Below are 17,844 nucleotides of genomic sequence, written 5' to 3' on the forward strand. Positions count from 1 at the left end.
GCTGCTGGCTCGAGCGCTGTGTACTCAGCATGGCATTTTTTTATTGAACGTTCAATCAACAAAAACCTGAGCGCCATTCCGGCTTGCCAGGGTAAGGGGGTTCATGCATAATTCTGCCGCGTCGGCCGGCCCAGGTGGGTCGTCGCTAACGAATTGGTGCGTATGGCTACGTAGCTCAGCCGGTTAGAGCACATCACTCATAATGATGGGGTCCCCTGTTCGAATCAGGGCGTAGCCACCAGCTTTACCGAGACGCCCGCGCAACGATGTTGCACGGGCGTCTTGCCTTCCGGCTGGCCACCGAATCCGCCCTTGACCTTGCGTAAGCGATCCGTATACTACGCACCGTGTTCAGGGCCATTCCCGGATAGCTCAGTCGGTAGAGCAAGTGACTGTTAATCACTGGGTCGCAGGTTCGAGTCCTGCTCCGGGAGCCAATGGACACAAGCTGAACGTGACGCCCGTCATTCCTCGATAGCTCAGTTGGTAGAGCAAGTGACTGTTAATCACTGGGTCGCAGGTTCGAGTCCTGCTCGAGGAGCCATCAGCTTTCTATAGAGAGCCATCAGCTTTCATATGGAAAGCCATCAGCTCACCTCCCAGGAGGCATCGGCTTCCTGTCGAAGTCGTTCCCGGATAGCTCAGTCGGTAGAGCAAGTGACTGTTAATCACTGGGTCGCAGGTTCGAGTCCTGCTCCGGGAGCCAGCTCGTGTCCGAACGAACGCGCTGCCAGACGACAGCCGTAAGTCCTCATTTCCGACCGAGTGAAGTGTCCGTCCTGGTGCGTGCGTCATCCTCGGCAGGCTCAGGGTTCGCGGGAAGGTAGCGACGCTCGATCTCGTCGGCTTCCCGGGCCGGGCTGAAATGAAAGCCCTGATAGCCCCAGCAATGCTGCTGTTTCAGAAACGCCAGCTCTTCGGCCGTTTCCACCCCTTCGGCGATGGTATGCAGTCCCATGGTGCTAGCCAGTGCGATGATGGCGCGCACGATTCCCTGGTTCTTCTCGTCCTCATGCACTCGCTTGACGAAACTCATGTCGATCTTGACGGTGTCGATGGGGAAGTCGCGCAAGTAGGCGAGACCCGAGTAGCCGGTGCCGAAATCATCGATCGACAGTGCCACGCCGAGGCGTTTCAGCGCCTGCAGGGTGGAAAGCGTGTACTCCAAGTCGAACATGGTGACATGCTCGGTGATCTCGAGCTCCAGATATTGGGCCGGTACCTGGCGCTTGGCGAGCCAGTGCGCCAGTTCCTCGACGAAATCCGAGCGCGAGAACAGCGACGCGGAGACGTTCACCGCTACCGGTAGCACCTGGCGGCCCTGCTGGCGCCACTGTGCCAGCTGGGCGATCACCGACCTGAGCATCCAGCGATCGATGGTGGCGATCTGTCCGCTTGCCTCGGCGACCGGAATGAACTGGCCCGGTGGAACCAGGCCGCGCTCGGGATGCTGCCAGCGCACCAGCGCCTCGAAGCCGATGACGGTGTCGTCCTCGATGTGGATCTTGGGTTGGTAATGGATGCGCAGCTCGTTGTGCTGCATGGCGGTGTCCAGTTCCACCCTCAGCGTAAGCCGGCTCTGGGCCTGGTGCTGCATCTCGCTGGAATAGAAGGTGAAGACGCCGCGACCGCGCGCCTTGGCCTGGTACATGGCCGTGTCGGCTGCCTGGATCAGGTCGTTCAGGTCGGTGCCATCGAGAGGCGCCTGGGCGATACCGATGCTGCAGCCGATATGCACGGGCTGGCCGTTGAGCTGGTAGGGCTGGCGCACGCTTCGGATCAGCCGCTTGGCCAAGGCGCCGGACTCTTGCTGACCGCCGGCAAGCAGCACCACGAATTCATCACCGCCGAAGCGGGCCAGCGTGTCGTCGTCACGCAATTCTTCGCGTAGACGCTCCGAGACCAGGCGCAGCAGCAGGTCGCCCTGCTGATGGCCCATGGCGTCATTGACGTGCTTGAATTCGTCCAGGTCGACGAACAGGACGGAGAGCGTCAGAGGCTCGTCGCCGGACTGCTCGACCGCCTGCTGGAAGCGGCTCTCGAGCAGCAGGCGATTCGGCAGGTCCGTCAAGGGGTCGTAGTTGGCAAGGTTGAGAATCCTCTCTTCGGCCCGCACCTGCTCGGATACGTCCTCCATGACCGAGATGAAGTGTTCGATTCTTCCGTCCTCGCCGCGCACCGCGGAAATGGTGCCGCGCTGCGGATAGAGTTCTCCGCTCCTGCGTGCGTTCCAGAACTCTCCCGCCCAGTACCCTTCCGTCAGCAGGCTCTGCCACAGCTTCTCGTAGAATGTCTTGTCCTGCCGTCCGGACTGCAGCATGCGCGGGTTCTGGCCGATGGCCTCCTCTCGCTTGTGGCCGGTGATCCGTGTGAAGGAGGGGTTGACGTCGAGGATTCGGCCGCTGGTGTCGGCGATGATGATGGACTCGTGGCTGTGCTCGAAGACTTCGGATGTCAATTTCAGGCGCTGTCGATCCGCGAGCATGCTCAGGGCAAAGGCGATATCGCCGGCCAGTTCGTCGAAAAGGCGAATCATGTCGATGTCGAAGCCTTGCCCCTGCTGGCGGTATACCGTCAGCACGGCATGTATCTCCTTGCCATCGGGGCGAATGGGGAACGCCGCCATGACACCCTGGCCGCTCGGCGAAGGGTTGAGCGAACAAGCTCCATGTGACGGGCACGCCCGAGAGCCCTGTGAGATGACATGCCGATTGCAGGTCACCACCTGCTGGACCAGATGGCAGCTCCGATGGCAGCAAGCCGCATCGGGGAGCAGGCCGGATCCCTGGCGGGCGCAGATCGTCTCGGAGGAGTGAGTGCTGACGGCGGAACTCGAAGTGGAGCTAACCGTGGTGATGCAGGCCTGGATGAAATCGCTTTCCTCGGTGATGATCACGCACATGCGACCGAAGAGCTGTGCTGGCGTCAGCTTGAGGTTGACGAGCGTCTGATTGACGCTGCTGAGCATCTCGTACATGTCGCGCATCTTCTGGGCTCTTTTCAGGGCGCGCCGGCGTTCGTCGATCAGGGCGCCCAGCAGCCAGACGATCATCTGGTTGATCAGCAGGAACACCGAGAGGGCGGTCAAGCTGCGCTGCGCGCTTCCCGACGTCTCGCCGGCACTCAGCGCATCGGCCAGACCTGCTGCCAGGCTGGTGGAGAGCACCACGAAAAGGCTGGTCGACAGCGGCAGGCGAATGGCGGCAATCAGCAGCAGCGGCGTCAGCAGGAAGCCATAGGTGGCTAGCGCCCGACCGGCCGGATTGCTCACGCTGAAGATCACGGCCGCCGCTCCGCAGCAGAGCGTCCAAAGCAGTATTGCTTCCCAGGGCGAAGCGCGAAGGCACGGCGGCCGATCGGTGCTGGGAGGCGGTTGGAAGAACAGTACCAGTAACGGAGCCAGCAGTAGCAGACCGCTCAGGCGCTGTACGAACCACCAGAGCCATTCGGCTAGAGGGTCCCCTTGAGCGTCGGGCAGGGCCAGCGCCATCACGCTCGACGACAGCGTCGCGGGAATCAGGCAGCCCCATAGAGCAAAGGCGAGCATGCCTCGCTGCGTATCGGGGCGGTGCCCTTCCGGCGCGTAGCGCTGCAGCAGAAAGCTCCCGAGCCAAGCCTGCGCCACCAGCGATACGCTGGTCCAAGCGGCATCCGTCGGTGAAAGGCCCTGCATGCCGAGACGAAACCCGAGGTCGACCAGTCCGGCTAAGGCGAGAAAGCGAGCGCGTTGCCCGTTGCCATCGAACGATGCCACTAGCAGCGCGGCGAGCAGAATGCCTCCCTGGGGCATCAGCAGGCTGAAACCGTGCTGGGGGTTCACCAGTTCCTGGGCTGCCAGAGATAGCACAGCAAAGGCCGACAGCCAGCCCTGCCAATGCCGACTCGCAGTCCGGGCCCGCCGTGCCAAGCGATGAATCACCATACGACCTCTTCTCGTGGGGGCGTCAATCGGTGCGGCAGAGCCAGACGGCTCTCGTTGGCTCATGCGACAGGTGGCAGGCTACGCCGAGTGGCTCGCCTGCCCAGTATAAATGGCGGCATCTTCGGGGTCTTGCCTCTCGTCACCAACGGTGTGAAGCCGGTGCTTGGACGCAAGGCATGAGTAGTCTTTAAAGTAGGGCCCGCGTATAACGAAAGGAGGCCTCCGTCCCGTTGCGGGGGGAGCGGATCGAATCAAGGAGTCGGCAAAGAATGGCGGTCTATCTCATGGCGCTGGTCGGGTTGGCACTGCTCATCGTCGGTGCCGAGGGGTTGGTGAAGGGGGCCTCGCGTCTGGCGGCCCGGTTGGGAATTTCACCGTTGATTATCGGCCTGACCGTGGTGGCTTTCGGGACCAGTTCGCCCGAACTCACGGTCAGCCTGCAAGCCGCACTCGACGACCAGGCCGGCATTGCCGTCGGCAACGTGGTCGGCAGCAATATCTTCAACGTGCTCTTCATTCTCGGCGTCTCGGCGCTGGTCGCCCCGCTGCGGGTGGCGCATCAGTTGGTCAGGCTCGACATTCCCCTCATGGTACTGATCACGCTCATCGTGCTCGTGCTGGCCTTCGATCGACAGATCGGGCGACTCGATGGGCTGGGACTGGTCGTCGGGCTCGTCGTCTATACCACGTTCCTGTTCCTGCAGGGGCGTCGGGAAGGCGCGGCTGGCGAGTCCGCCGAAGCGCCGGTCGCCGCCGCCCACTGGTCGATCGACATGCTGCTGGTGGCAGGCGGGCTGGCTCTGATGGTGGTGGGCTCGCGCTGGTTCGTCGACGGTGCGGTGGCGCTCGCCGCATATCTCGGCGTGAGCGACCAGATCATCGGTCTGACGATCATCGCGGCCGGCACTTCGCTGCCCGAGGTGCTGACCTCGATCATTGCCGTGCTGCGCGGCGAGCGCGACATCGCCGTGGGCAACGTGGTGGGCAGCAATATCTTCAATCTGCTCGGCGTGCTGGGGCTGACGGCGCTGCTGGCACCCTCGGCGATCGATGTGTCGGCGGCCATGGTGGCCTTCGATATGCCGGTCATGCTGGCCGTGGCGCTGGCCTGTCTGCCTATCTGCTTTACCGGGCGCACGATCAACCGCTGGGAGGGCGCCCTGCTGATGGGCTATTACGTGGCCTATACGCTCTACCTGATCCTGGCCGCCACGCAGCATGACGCCCTGGCCGGGTTCGCCGACGCCATGCTGTACGTCGTGATGCCGATCACCGCGCTGACGCTGATCGTTTTCTCCCTGCGGGAATGGCGCGGCGAGCGGCGCTGAGCGAGAGGTGGTGATGCCTGGCGACTTCGCCTCGTCCCTGCCGGCCGTGCTCTGCGGCCCGCTGCTGCGGCGGATCGAGACCGACCGGCTGAACATTTGGTTGGTGGGTTCACGGCCCCTCGAGCTGACTCTTCTCCTGCATCCGCGCGGTCGATCCGCGCGGCGGTTGCGGCTCGGCGAGCGGCGCCTGGAGCGTGTGCCAGTGGGGCGAAATGCCTGGCTGCACTTCATCGATGTCCGCCTGGACACGCCGCTGCCGAGAGGCGTGCATGTCGACTACGATCTGCAGATCCTGGAGGGCGAGCGGCGGCGCGGAATCGACGAATGGGCGGCACATCTTCTGCATGCGGGGGCGCGGCGGCCGAGCTTCGTGATTGCGCCGCGCCACCATCGCCTGCTGCACGGCTCCTGTCGCAAGCCTCACTATGACGCCCCGGATGGACTGGTGCGCGCCGATGCCTGGCTGGCCGAGCGCTTCGAGCATGCTGAAGAGTGGCCCGCCTGGCTGTTGATGACGGGCGACCAGGTGTATGCAGATGACGTGGCCGGCCCCATGCTCACCACCATCCACGCCCTGATCCGGCGCCTGGGGCTGTTCGACGAGCCGCTCGAAGGCGCCACCGTCGACGATAGCCAGGCGCTCTATGCCAGCGAGTTGGGTCTTTATCGGCGCGAGTCGCTGCTGCCCGACGTGGAGAGCACGGCGGCGCTGCGCAAGCGCTTCTTCGGCGGGAAGCGCAAGCCGATCTTCACCTCGGCCAACGCACAGAATCACCTGATGACCTTCGCCGAGGTCATGGCGATGTACTTACTGGTCTGGTCGCCGGTGCCCTGGCGGCTGATCGGGGATGAGGACATCGCTCGGCCCCCGCCCGAGTATGCGGAGATCTATGCGTCGCAGCGCGCCACGCTCGAACGCTTCGTCACCGGATTGCCCGGGTGTGCGCGGTTGATGGCGCACTTGCCGACGCTGATGATTTTCGACGATCACGATGTCTCGGATGATTGGAATCTGACGGCGGACTGGGAGCAGACGGCTTATGGTCATCCGCTGTCGCGGCGTATCATCGGCAATGCCCTGATGGGGTATCTGCTCTGCCAGGGATGGGGAAACGATCCCGATCGTGTCGCCCCCTTGCTGGCAGCCTGTCGTGAACTGCTGGAGCAGACGCAGAGCGGCGAGGGCTGGCTTCCGCGCGAGCAGCACGATGCCTGCCTGGAGTGCCTGCGGCGCTTCCAGGGCTGGGAGTACCGCCTGCCTGGACCGCCGCTGCTCGTGGTGCTCGATACCCGCACCCGGCGTTGGCGTAGTGAACGCAGCCCAGGTCGTCCCTCGGGATTGATGGACTGGGAGGCGTTGACGGAACTTCAGCAGCATCTGCTCGACGCACCGGCTGCAATCATCGTCTCACCCGCACCCATGTTTGGCGTCAAATTGATCGAAGGCATTCAGAAGCTTTTCACCTTGGTGGGCAAGCCGCTGCTGGTGGATGCGGAGAACTGGATGGCGCACCGAGGCACGGCGAGTGTGATGCTCAACATCTTTCGTCATGCACGTACGCCGGGCAACTACGTGATTCTTTCCGGCGATGTGCATTACTCATTCGCTTACGACATCCGCATTCGGCAGCGGCGGCATGGCCCGCGGTTATGGCAAATCACCTCGAGCGGTGTGAAGAACGCTTTTCCCGCTACGCTGCTGGACTGGTTCGATCGGCTCAATCGCTGGCTCTACGCACCGCGCTCGCCGCTCAACTGGTTTACCCAGCGTCGGCGGCTGGAAATTCGACCCCGCGATCCCGAACGTGCCAGGGCTGGCGAGCGGCTATGGAACGGCAGCGGTATCGGGTTGGTCGACTTCGACGAGAGCGGGCGTCCGATCGACATTCGTCAACTGGACGCCCGCGGGTTCGATGTCCGGTTCCCCGGTTCGCATGGTGAAGAAGGGTAGGGGTGAACCTCAGGAGCGGCCCGCCAGCCGCCGCTCGGTCAGTTCGGCATAGTCGGCGAGGATGGCGGCGGCTTCGGTGACCTGGACGCGTTCCACCGACTCGTCCTCCTCCTCGCCCATTTCTTCCGTCTCCCCCTCGCGCGCCTCTGCCAACTCATCGAGCGGCTCCAAGCCCAGGGCCTCGCGGCGACGATTCTCGATGGCCAGTTGCTCGGCGTCGCGAGCTTCGACTTCGCGCTGGCGCTGTTCACGATCCAGGCTAACGCTGGTTTGCTCCTCGCGCATGCGGCGGGTCAGTTCCACGCGCTCCTGCAGATAGATGAAGTTGGGGTGAGAGTCGGCCCGCTCGCGATGGCGTGAGCGAAGGGTCTCGAGGTACTCCCAAGGCTCGCCGTAGTGGCGGTACTGCACGGCCTGGACGGTGTCCCATTCGAGGGCATTGTCGAGGCTGCTCTCTCCGATCCGCTCCGGGTCGAACATGTCGGGAAACAGGATGTCCGGCTCCACGCCGCGATGCTGGGTACTCTCGCCCGAGATGCGATAGAACTTGGCCCGGGTCAGCTTGATCTGGCCATGGCTCAGATCATTGAGGGTCTGCACGGTGCCCTTGCCGAAGGTGGCGCTGCCGAGTACCAGTCCGCGGCCATAGTCCTGAATGGCGCCGGCGAAGATCTCCGAGGCCGAAGCGGACAGCCGGTTGACCAGTACCGCCAGCGGACCGTCGTAGAGCGTGCCGGTCTCGGTATCGCCATAGAGACTGATGCGTCCACGCGCATCGCGCACCTGCACGGTGGGGCCGCGATCGATGAACAGGCCGAGCAGCGAGTTGGCCTCCTGCAGGGCGCCGCCGCCGTTGTTGCGCAGGTCGAGCATGATGCCGTCGATGCCCTCTTGCTTGAGCCGCTCGATCTCGCTCGCCACGTCGCGGGTGGTGCTGCGGAACTCCTCCGCGCCGGCCTGCCAGGCGTCGAAGTCGACATAGAACGCCGGAATGGTGATGACGCCGATGCGCTTGATGCCATCGTCGCGCTCGACCTCGATGACCTCGCCCTTGGCCGCCTGTTCCTCCAGGTCGACGGTGTCGCGGGTGATCGCGACCTCATGGGAGCGGGTCATGTCGACGGCCTCGGCGGGAACCACCTCGAGGCGCACCACGGTGCCCTTGGGGCCGCGAATCAGATCGACCACTTCGTCCAGGCGCATGCCCACCACGTTGACGACCTCTTCCTCGTCCCCCTGGCCCACGCCGACGATGCGGTCGGCGGGCTCGAGCACGCCGGCACGATCGGCCGGGCCGCCGGGTACCAGGCTGGTGACCTTCACGTACTCACCGTCGGACTGCAGCATCGCCCCGATGCCCTCCAGCGACAGGCGCATCTGAATGTCGAAAGACTCGCCCTGACGCGGGGAAAGGTACTCGGTGTGCGGGTCGATGCTGCCGGTCACGGCCGCCATGAACAGGCCGAACACATCCTCGCCGTTGGTCTGGCGCAGCCGGGCGAGCTGGCCCTCGTATCGCTGGCGCAGATTGGATTCGATCTGTTCCTCGTCCTGGCCACTGATGTCCAGGGTAAGCGCAGCGTTCTTCAACCGCTTGTGCCAGAGCGTATCGAGTTCGGCTTCACTCTCGGCCCAGGGCACCTCACGGCGATCCAGGTCCAGGCGCATATCGGTCTCGTAGGTGAACTCGAGGCCCTCGTCGAGAGCGGCGAGCAACCACTCGAAGCGCGACTCGGCGCGATCGTGATAGCGCTGATAGAGCTGATAGGCGGGGGCGACTTCGCCCTCGATCAGCATGTCGTCGATGTGCTCCTCGAGGTGGCGAAACTCATCGATATCGCTCTCGAGCAGGAAGGCGCGCTGTCCGTCGAGTACGTCGAGGTAGCGCTCGAAGGCCTGACGCGACCATCCGTCATCAAGGGCGATGTCCGCGTAGTGGCCATAGCGCAGCGATTCGGCCACTTCCATCGCTGCCTGGCGCTGGGTGTCGCCGGGTTGGATCTCCGCCAGCGCCAGCTGGCTGCCCATCAACAGCAGCGCCAGCAGCAGGCTGGCTGAGCGCCGAACAACGACTAACAGGCTCATCAATGAAGCACTCCCGGTTTCGTGTACACTTCCTTCCCTAGGACAAGCGCATCGCTTGCGAGTTGCCAAGGCCGACAGCGCATTGTAGCAGCTATCGCGTCAACCACGACCCTTCAAGAGGATTCACATGTCTCGGGAAGCCCGTCTCGAGCGCCTGCTCGATTTCCTGCATCGTTCGCCCACGCCCTGGCACGCCGTCGCGGTCATGGCGGAACGGCTCGACGCCGCCGGCTTTCGGCGACTGGACGAGGCCGAGCCCTGGCAGCTCGCTCCCGGTGAGCGGATCTACGCGACACGCAACGGCTCGTCGGTCGTCGCGCTGCAGCTCCCGCGAGAGCGACTCGACGCGCTGCGCATGATCGGCGCCCACACCGACAGCCCCGGACTGCGACTCAAGCCCAACGCCGCCCAGAGCTCGGCGGGCTGGTTGCAGCTTGGCATCGAAGTCTATGGCGGCGCGCTGCTCGCCCCCTGGTTCGATCGCGACCTGGGACTGGCGGGGCGGGTCCACCTGCGGCATGCCGATGGTCGCCTCGAGGGCGTACTGCTGCACGTCGAGCGGCCGGTGGCGATCGTGCCGAGCCTGGCGATCCATCTCGACCGCGAGGTCAATCAGGGTCGCCCGATCAATGCCCAGACGCAGATGGCGCCCGTCTTCCTGCAGGGCGGCGACAAGGCCGACCTGCAGCGGCTGTTGCTGGGCTGGCTGGAAGCGCAACACGGCATCACGGGGGCCGAGATCCTCGACTTCGAGCTGGCACTCTACGATGTGCAACCTCCGGCGCTGGTCGGCGTCGAGGGCGAGCTGGTGGCCAGCGCGCGTCTGGACAACTTGCTCTCCTGCTTCATCGGCCTTGAGGCACTGCTGGAGAGCGACGGCAGCCAGGGCGCAGTGCTTGTCGCCAATGACCACGAGGAGGTCGGCAGCGCCAGTGCCAGCGGCGCCCAGGGACCGTTCCTCGCGGACGTGCTGCGTCGCGTCAACGCTCAGCTCGGCGAGCCCGGAGACGAGGGCTTCATTCGCCTGATTCAGGCCTCGCGCATGATCTCCTGCGACAATGCCCACGCCTTGCACCCAAACTTCACCGACAAGCATGACGCCGCACACGGACCGGCCCTCAACGGCGGGCCGGTGATCAAAGTCAACGCCAACCAGCGCTACGCCACCAATAGCGCCACCTCGGCGCTGTTCCGCGACTTGTGTCGCGAAGCGGAGGTGCCGGTGCAGACCTTCGTCACTCGGGCTGACATGGGCTGCGGCAGCACCATCGGCCCGATCACCGCCACGGAGCTTGGCGTGCCGACGCTCGACGTGGGGGTGCCGCAATGGGCCATGCATTCGATCCGCGAGACTGCGGGCAGCCATGACGTGGAGCACCTGACGCGGGCACTGGTCGCCTTCGTCAACCGTCCGCGGCTGGCCTGAGTCGTCACCACGAAAAACCCGGCGCTGGAGGCGCCGGGTTTTTTCATTCTTTGGTGGCTACGCCCTGACTCGAACAGGGGACCCCATCATTATGAGTGATGTGCTCTAACCAACTGAGCTACGTAGCCAATCACGGAGGCGAAGTTTACGGATTCGCCTTCGTCAGGTCAAGGTTCCCGCTCTGGAAACCCTTACACATTGAAGCGGAAGTGAATCACGTCTCCGTCCTGGACGACATACTCCTTGCCTTCGAGCCGCCACTTGCCGGCATCCTTGGCGCCCTGTTCACCACCCAGGGTGACGAAATCCTCGTAGGCGATGACCTCGGCGCGAATGAAACCCTTCTGGAAGTCGGTGTGGATCACGCCGGCAGCCTCCGGGGCGGTGGCGCCTATCTTCACCGTCCAGGCACGCACTTCCTTCACGCCGGCGGTGAAATAGGTCTGCAGGCCGAGCAGCTTGTAGCCGGCGCGAATCACACGGTCGAGTCCGGGTTCTTCCATGCCCATCTCGTCGAGGAACATGGCACGCTCGTCGTCGTCCAGTTCGGCGATCTCGGCCTCCAGCTGGTTGCATACCGGCACTACCACGGCGCCTTCCTCGACGGCGATCTCGCTCACCACGTCGAGGTAGGGGTTGTTCTCGAAACCGTCCTCGTTGACGTTGGCGATGTACATGGTCGGTTTGAGCGTCAGAAAGCCGAAGCTCTTGAGCTGGCGCTTCTCGTCATCGTCGAGGCCGAAGCTTCTCAGCGGCTGACCCTCGGCCAGGTGCGGCTGGATGCGGTCGAGGATCGCCTTGGTGGCGATGGCCTCCTTGTCGCCGCCCTTGACCACGCGAACGAGGCGCTGGATAGCACGCTCGACGGTGTCGAGGTCGGCTAGGGCCAGCTCCAGGTTGATGGTTTCGATGTCGGCCCGCGGATCGACCTGGTTGGCCACGTGGATGACGTTGTCGTTGTCGAAGCAGCGCACCACGTGAGCGATGGCCTGGGTCTCGCGAATGTTGGCCAGGAACTGATTGCCGAGACCTTCGCCCTTGGAGGCGCCCGCCACCAGCCCGGCGATGTCGACGAATTCCATGGTGGTGGGGATCACCTTTTGCGGCTTCACGATCTCGGCCAGCCTGTCGAGCCGTGGGTCGGGCATCGGCACAATGCCGACGTTGGGCTCGATGGTGCAGAAAGGGAAGTTCTCGGCATCGATGCCGGACTTGGTCAGTGCATTGAACAGAGTGGACTTGCCGACGTTGGGCAGGCCGACGATACCGCAGTTGAAACCCATGAATTTGTCCTGAAAGCATGTGAGAAATTGGCGGCTATTCTATCGTTGCTACGAGCTACGAGCTACGAGCTACGAGCTACGAGCTACAGTCGTGAGCGGCGACGCCTTTCAGGGTTTGAAGCTATGTAAGCGGTTCATCGCCTGAGCCCACTCGCCGGCTACGACCAGGGGCAGGGTAGCCAGGCACTCGTCCAGGACGGCGCCGATATCGGCGAGTTCCGCCTTGCCGGGGCGTCCCAGTACGTACTGGGTAACCTGTCGCGCGTCACCGGGATGGCCGATGCCGATACGCAGCCGATTGAAGGCCTTGTCGCCCAGCGCGCTGATGATGTCGCGCAGCCCGTTGTGCCCGCCGTGGCCGCCGGCCTGCTTGTAGCGTGCGGTGCCGGGCGGGATATCCAACTCGTCATGGGCCACCAGCAGCTCGTCGGGGGCGATCTTGTAGAATTGGCACAAGGCCGCCACGGCGGCGCCGCTGCGGTTCATGTAGGTGGTGGGTTCGAGCAGATGGAGCTCGTGCCCGTCGAGGCTGACCTTGGCGTAGAGGCCGAGGAACTTCTTCTCGGGGCGCAGCTCGCTACCGGCCTGTCGGGCCAGGATCTCGACCAGCCAGGCGCCGGCGTTGTGGCGGGTGGCGGCGTAGTCGGCACCGGGATTGCCCAGCCCGATGATCGCCTTGACCTGGGGCATGCGGGGTCTCCAAACAAGAACAAGCGCCGCAGCGCTTGATCGAAACGAGAGGGGCCGCCACCAGGCGGCCCCGATGGCGCGAATTACTCGGCGGACTCCTCGCCTTCCTCGCCTTCTTCGCCCTCCGCCGCTTCGCCGCGGGTCTTGGGCTTGGTGATGCTCAGCACGGCATTGTCATGATCCTCGCCGTGGGTCAGCTCGACCAGGGTCACGCCGGCCGGCAGCTTGAGATCGGAGAGGTGCAGGGTAGTGCCCAGCTCGACGTTGCTGATGTCGACCTCGAGGAAGTCCGGCAGGTCCTTCGGCAGGCAGCTGATCTGGACTTCGTTGGAGAGCACGTGCAGCTCGCCGCCCTGGTCCTTGATGCCCTTGCAGGTCTCTTCGCCCACTACGTGCAGCGGCACGTTGATGGTGATCTCGTGAGTGGCGTCCACACGCAGGAAGTCGGCATGGGTGATCAGCGGCTTGTACGGGTGACGCTGAAGGTCACGCACGACTACTTGCTCGTTCTTGCCATCGACGACCAGCGAAATGATCGACGAGAAGAAGGATTCATCCTCGATGGCCTTGTAGAAGGCCGCTTTTTCGACGGAGATCGGTTGGGGTGCCTGCTCGCCACCGTAGACGATGGCCGGCACCTGGAGGTTCTCACGACGCAGGCGGCGGCTCGCACCTTTCCCCAGGTCGTTACGAACGCTGGCGTTGAGGGTGAAATCGGACATGGTATTGCCTCTTGCTTGATGAAAAGGGATTCGACGAGGCCCGCGACCTGACCCCGTCGTTCCCGAAAGCCCCGCGCAGTTCATCTGGCGGGGCGCTATGTCGGCGCCGCTACCGAGCCAATCGCTCAGTGGAACATGGCGCTGACGGATTCCTCGTTGCTGACACGACGGATCGCCTCGGCGATCAGGCCGGCCACGCTGAGCTGGCGAATCTTTCCGCTGCGCCGCGCGACGTCGGACAGCGGGATGGTGTCGGTCACCACCACTTCGTCGAGCACCGAGCCGGTGATGTTCTCCACCGCCGGACCCGACAGGATCGGATGGGTGGCATAGGCCACCACGCGGCGAGCGCCATGATCCTTGAGCGCATCGCCAGCCTTGCACAGGGTGCCGGCGGTATCGATCATATCGTCCACCACCACGCAGGTGCGATTCTCGATCTCGCCGATGATATGCATCACCTGGGCCTGGTTGGCCTGGGGGCGACGCTTGTCGATGATGGCGAGATCGGCATTGAGCTGCTTGGCGATGGCGCGGGCGCGAACCACGCCGCCCACATCGGGCGACACCACCACCAGGTCGTCGTAGTTCTGGCGCTCGATGTCATCGAGCAGGATCGGCGACCCGTAGACGTTGTCCACCGGGACGTCGAAGAAACCCTGAATCTGGTCGGCGTGCAGGTCCATAGTCATGACCCGGTCGACGCCGGCCTTGACCATCATGTCCGCCACCACCTTGGCCGAGATCGGTACACGGGCGGAGCGCACCCGGCGATCCTGACGCGCGTAGCCGAAGTAGGGAACCACGGCCGTGATCCGTGTGGCCGAGGCCCGGCGCAGGGCGTCAACCATCAGAATCAGTTCCATCAGGTTGTCATTGGTCGGCGCGCAGGTGGACTGCAGAATGAAGACGTCCTTGCCGCGAACGTTCTCGTTGATCTCGACCGCGATCTCGCCATCGCTGAACTGCCCGACCGTGGCGTTTCCCATGCGAGTATCGAGACTCTCGGCGATCTTCTGGGCGAGTTCGGGATTGGCATTCCCGGCAAAAACCATCAATTTAGACACGCGCATCCACCTATGCAGTGTTGGGGGGCTCGGCCATCGATGAGTCCCGCGGTCGTCAGCGCAACGAGTCGCCTGACACACGGTTGGCGCCATGCTCATCGATTCAGAGCAGCATGTAGTGGGGAGAGATTCAGGCCACGTGCCGTGAAGGCAGTATAGTCGCCTGGCAGGTCGGCCACGATACGCCGGGCCTCGTCCTGTGTATCGACGCGGGCGAAAACACAGGCACCGGTTCCCGTCAGCATGGCCGGCGCCCGTGCGCCAAGCCAGTCGAGCGCTGCGGCGACTCGCGGATAGAGTGACCGAACCGTCGGCTCGCAATCGTTGCGCCAGCCGGGCGCTCCCCCCTGCAGTGCGCGCGCCATGGTAATCGGGGGGGTGTCACGTGTCAATTGCGCCGCCCCGAACACCGCAGCGGTGGCCACCGAGACACCGGGGTGAACGACCACGAACCAGGGGGTGTCGAGTTCGACTGCGGTGAGTCGCTCGCCGATCCCTTCGGCCCAGGCGGCACGACCATGGACGAAGACCGGCACGTCGGCACCGAGCGACAGGCCCAGCGCCGCCAGGCGCTCGAGCGGAAGCCCCAGTTGCCACAGTCGGTCGAGGCCGAGCAGGGTGGTGGCGGCATCGCTGCTGCCTCCCCCCAGGCCGCCACCCATGGGGAGACGCTTGGTCAGATGGATATCGGCGCCGAGGGGGCAGCCGGTCTCGGCCTGCAGCAATCGGGCGGCGCGCACGATCAGGTTGGTATCGTCGGCGACGCCGTCGAGTGGCGGGCTCAGGCGAATGGCGCCATCGTCGCGCCGACGCAGGCGCAGTTCGTCGCCGTGGTCGAGAAACTGAAACAGCGTCTGCAGCTCGTGGTAACCGTCGGTACGTCGTCCGGTGATGTGCAGCATGCGGTTGAGCTTGGCCGGGGCCGGCAGTGCCAGGTCCACCATCGACTCACTCCTCGACGACAGGGCGCCACTCCGTGACCACCAGTGTCACGCGCAGGTCCTCGTACTCCATCACCAGCCGGCGGGGAAGCGTCAGCGACTCGACTTCGGTCCAGTCGCGATATTCGATTCGCCAGCCGTCCTGTTCGAGGCGCTGCGGAAAGCCAGCGTCATCGCGTTCGAGCCGGTGCCGGCTATGGTCGGCGGGTAGGCCGCGAATCCAGTCGGCGAGCGAACTGACCGGCAGCGACCAGCCGAGCTGTTGCTGCATCAGGGATTCGGGCGTCTCGGCTTCGAAGCGTCCCTCGGCATTGGTCAGGGTAAAGCGACCCTCGCGTCCCTCCAGCAAGTTGCGCCCGCTGCCGAAGGGGCCACTGATGAGCATGCGGTAATAATGAGAGTGCTGGCTCCAGTCGAGATTGGCACTGGTCGTCTCCTGCGGGGTTCGCAGCCCGGCCTTGCCGGTCAACACCCAGGTGTCGAGCGCCTCCACGCGCTCCCGCTGCGCTTCCCATCGATCGGTATCGGGTGAGTCGTCCGGCGTCGTTCGCGGCGTGGCGCAGCCGGCCAAGAGCGCGAGGGTCAGGCTCACGGCGAGCCAGCGTGTCAGGTGGGCAATGCGTGGCATGTCGGAATCTCGTCGGCCTAAGGGGTGTCGGGAGTCAGTTCGGGCACGCGCTGGAGCAGCTCGTCGAGGCGTGGGTGCGGTTCGAATCGCTGTCGCGCTTCCTCGAGCAGACGCCGGGCATCGTCGCGGCGGTCGAGCGCCCACAGCACTTCGATCAAGTGAGCGGCGACCTCCTGGTCGGGCATGGCGGCATAGGCGCGCTCCAGCCAGGGCAGGGCCCGCTCGGGCTCGTCGAGGCGATAGTAGACCCAGCCCAGACTGTCCATGATGGCGGCATTGCCGGGTTCGAGTTCGTAGGCCCGTTCGATCAGTTGGCGGGCCTCGTCGAGGCGATCCTCGATATCGAGATCCGCCAGCGTATAGCCCAGGGCGTTGAGTGCGGTGGCGTGATCGGGGTTGGCCTCGATGATGCGCCCCAAGTCCCGCTCCATCGCCTCGAGGTCGCCCTGCTCCCAGGCGCGCATGGCGCGCAGGTAGAGCAGTTGCTCGTCGTTGGGGGTGCGTGCCAGTTCGCGATCGAGCAGCGCATCGGCCTCTGCGGTGAGCCCAGCTTCGTCGAGTAGCTCAACCTCCAGAGCGACCAGCTCGCTGAAGCGCGACTCGTGGCGCAGGCGTTCGATGCGCAGGAAGGCGCGGGCGTCGAGCAGGCGATCGTCCTCGATCAGCATGCGCGCCGCCCTCAGTCGTGCGCGGAGAAAGTCGCTGCCGGGCGCCACCTGGCGGTAATAAAGGAGGGCGTTATCGATCTCGCCCTCCTCCTCGGCGATGAGACCGAGCAGATAGAAGGCGGTGGGCGGGGCCTGGTCCTCGCTGACCATCGGCAGCAGCAGGCGGCGGGCGGCCTCGAGGTGGCCGTCCTCCAGATAGAGGCGAGCCAGGGACAGGCGCAGATTTTGATCGCCCACATGCTCGTCGAGCAGGGTCGAGGTGTGCCTCTCGGCGGCCTCGACGTTGCCCAGCTCAAGCTCGGCCTGGGCCAGCAGGAGCAGGAAGCGCGGGTCGCCGGGCGAGATCTCCAGGCCGCGGTTCGCGGCGTCACGAGCCTGTCGCGGATTGGCGGACTCGAGTGCCAGGCGGGCGCGGGTCAGCCACAGTTCGGGTAGCTCGGAATGGTTGCGGGCGAGTCGGTCGAGACGACGCTCGGCCTGCTGGCGCTGGCCGGTGGCGGATTCAAAGATCGCCATGGCGAGTGCGGCGTCATGATAGTGGGGAGAGGTCTCGCGTCCCTCGTTCTCGAGAAAGACTCCCAGACGCTGGCGCAGGGGGAGAGGGTCGACGCCGGCCTCCAGCGCGAGTTCGGCAAACAGCGCCAGTTCGGCGTGGACACCTTGCGCGACGAGCTCCAGGCGCCGGTCGAGCGCCGTGGCCCAGTCGCCGCGTTGCAGGGCCAGGCCGGCCAGCAAACGCAGCGGGGCCTCGGCGCGGGGATCGAGCTCGTTCCAGTGCTGCACGGCGTCTTCGAGCAGCATGGGGTCGTGGCTGAAGCGTGCCGCGAGCGTGGCGCGCTCGGCCAGGCGTGGCGTGCCATAGCGCTCGGCCATGGCCAGGTAGCCCAGCGTGGCACGCCGGTAGTCGCCGCGCTGACCGGAGAGCTCGGCCGTCAACAGCGTCGCCAGGCCTTCGGCGTCGAGCCCGCGCTCAATGGGTGGCGCGGAAGCGAGAGGGTCTTCGTTCGACGTGGCGAATGGCGAGGAGGGCAGGCCCTGGCAGCCCGTCAGCACGACGAGGCCGAGCGGTGCCAGTCCCTGGCGCAAGAAGCGTATCAGCATCGAGGGCATGCGTATCTCATCCGGTGTCCCGA

At 64.7% G+C, this 17,844-nt stretch carries 12 protein-coding genes and 5 tRNA genes; 7 read left to right on the forward strand and 10 right to left on the reverse strand.

The genetic code is table 11. The features are described from left to right. The first annotated feature begins 164 nt into the window (after window positions 1-164). The 4 genes from CYJ07_RS00535 to CYJ07_RS00550 all read left to right on the forward strand — a co-directional run bounded on the left by CYJ07_RS00535 (window position 165) and on the right by CYJ07_RS00550 (window position 706). Window positions 165-241: transfer RNA gene (locus tag CYJ07_RS00535), tRNA-Met, on the forward strand. A gap of 120 nt (window positions 242-361) precedes the next feature. After that, window positions 362-437: transfer RNA gene (locus CYJ07_RS00540), tRNA-Asn, on the forward strand. A 31-nt stretch (window positions 438-468) separates the two neighbouring features. After that, window positions 469-544: transfer RNA gene (locus CYJ07_RS00545), tRNA-Asn, on the forward strand. 86 nt (window positions 545-630) lie between these two features. Then, window positions 631-706 (forward strand) — tRNA-Asn (locus CYJ07_RS00550). A 45-nt stretch (window positions 707-751) separates the two neighbouring features. On the opposite strand, the gene CYJ07_RS00555 is transcribed toward CYJ07_RS00550, so the two are convergent. Continuing rightward, complete coding sequence (locus CYJ07_RS00555) at window positions 752-3,922, reverse strand: bifunctional diguanylate cyclase/phosphodiesterase (protein ID WP_197038215.1); 3,171 nt, start codon at window positions 3,920-3,922, stop codon at window positions 752-754. Between the two features lie 269 nt (window positions 3,923-4,191). Here CYJ07_RS00555 and CYJ07_RS00560 point away from each other — a divergent pair, with 269 nt between their 5' ends. Together CYJ07_RS00560 and CYJ07_RS00565 are read left to right on the forward strand one after the other, a co-directional pair. Continuing rightward, window positions 4,192-5,250, forward strand: a complete 1,059-nt coding sequence (locus CYJ07_RS00560) for a calcium/sodium antiporter (protein ID WP_104201720.1) — start codon at window positions 4,192-4,194, stop codon at window positions 5,248-5,250. A gap of 13 nt (window positions 5,251-5,263) precedes the next feature. Next, window positions 5,264-7,201, forward strand: coding sequence for a metallophosphoesterase family protein (locus CYJ07_RS00565; protein WP_104201721.1), 1,938 nt, complete (start codon window positions 5,264-5,266; stop codon window positions 7,199-7,201). Window positions 7,202-7,210: 9 nt separating this feature from the next. Here the strand turns inward: CYJ07_RS00565 and CYJ07_RS00570 are convergent, their stop codons facing one another. Further along, complete coding sequence (locus tag CYJ07_RS00570; RefSeq protein ID WP_104201722.1) at window positions 7,211-9,286, reverse strand: carboxy terminal-processing peptidase; 2,076 nt, start codon at window positions 9,284-9,286, stop codon at window positions 7,211-7,213. Between the two features lie 127 nt (window positions 9,287-9,413). Here CYJ07_RS00570 and CYJ07_RS00575 point away from each other — a divergent pair, with 127 nt between their 5' ends. Further along, entirely contained in the window at window positions 9,414-10,712 is a 1,299-nt protein-coding gene (locus CYJ07_RS00575; RefSeq protein ID WP_104201723.1) for a M18 family aminopeptidase, read from the forward strand. A 51-nt stretch (window positions 10,713-10,763) separates the two neighbouring features. On the opposite strand, the gene CYJ07_RS00580 is transcribed toward CYJ07_RS00575, so the two are convergent. From CYJ07_RS00580 to CYJ07_RS00615, 8 genes are all read right to left on the reverse strand, one after another. Beyond that, window positions 10,764-10,840 (reverse strand) — tRNA-Met (locus CYJ07_RS00580). Between the two features lie 63 nt (window positions 10,841-10,903). Continuing rightward, window positions 10,904-11,995, reverse strand: a complete 1,092-nt coding sequence (gene ychF, locus CYJ07_RS00585) for a redox-regulated ATPase YchF (RefSeq protein ID WP_104201724.1) — start codon at window positions 11,993-11,995, stop codon at window positions 10,904-10,906. Between the two features lie 108 nt (window positions 11,996-12,103). Next, the gene (gene pth / locus CYJ07_RS00590; RefSeq protein ID WP_104201725.1) at window positions 12,104-12,685 is read right to left on the reverse strand and encodes an aminoacyl-tRNA hydrolase; all 582 of its coding nucleotides are present in this window, start codon (window positions 12,683-12,685) and stop codon (window positions 12,104-12,106) included. Between the two features lie 83 nt (window positions 12,686-12,768). Further along, window positions 12,769-13,407 carry a 50S ribosomal protein L25/general stress protein Ctc gene (locus CYJ07_RS00595; protein ID WP_104201726.1) on the reverse strand — a complete coding sequence of 213 codons (639 nt, stop codon included), beginning with the start codon at window positions 13,405-13,407 and terminating at the stop codon, window positions 12,769-12,771. A 125-nt stretch (window positions 13,408-13,532) separates the two neighbouring features. Continuing rightward, window positions 13,533-14,474, reverse strand: coding sequence for a ribose-phosphate pyrophosphokinase (locus CYJ07_RS00600; RefSeq protein ID WP_010629229.1), 942 nt, complete (start codon window positions 14,472-14,474; stop codon window positions 13,533-13,535). A gap of 95 nt (window positions 14,475-14,569) precedes the next feature. Continuing rightward, complete coding sequence (ispE, locus tag CYJ07_RS00605) at window positions 14,570-15,418, reverse strand: 4-(cytidine 5'-diphospho)-2-C-methyl-D-erythritol kinase (RefSeq protein WP_104201727.1); 849 nt, start codon at window positions 15,416-15,418, stop codon at window positions 14,570-14,572. Window positions 15,419-15,422: 4 nt separating this feature from the next. After that, complete coding sequence (gene lolB, locus CYJ07_RS00610) at window positions 15,423-16,043, reverse strand: lipoprotein insertase outer membrane protein LolB (protein ID WP_104201728.1); 621 nt, start codon at window positions 16,041-16,043, stop codon at window positions 15,423-15,425. Window positions 16,044-16,060: 17 nt separating this feature from the next. Next, entirely contained in the window at window positions 16,061-17,821 is a 1,761-nt protein-coding gene (locus CYJ07_RS00615) for a tetratricopeptide repeat protein (RefSeq protein WP_331280916.1), read from the reverse strand. Window positions 17,822-17,844 lie beyond the last annotated feature (23 nt).

This window comes from Billgrantia saliphila, from assembly GCF_002930105.1.
GTDB classification, from domain to species: Bacteria; Pseudomonadota; Gammaproteobacteria; order Pseudomonadales; family Halomonadaceae; genus Halomonas; species Halomonas saliphila.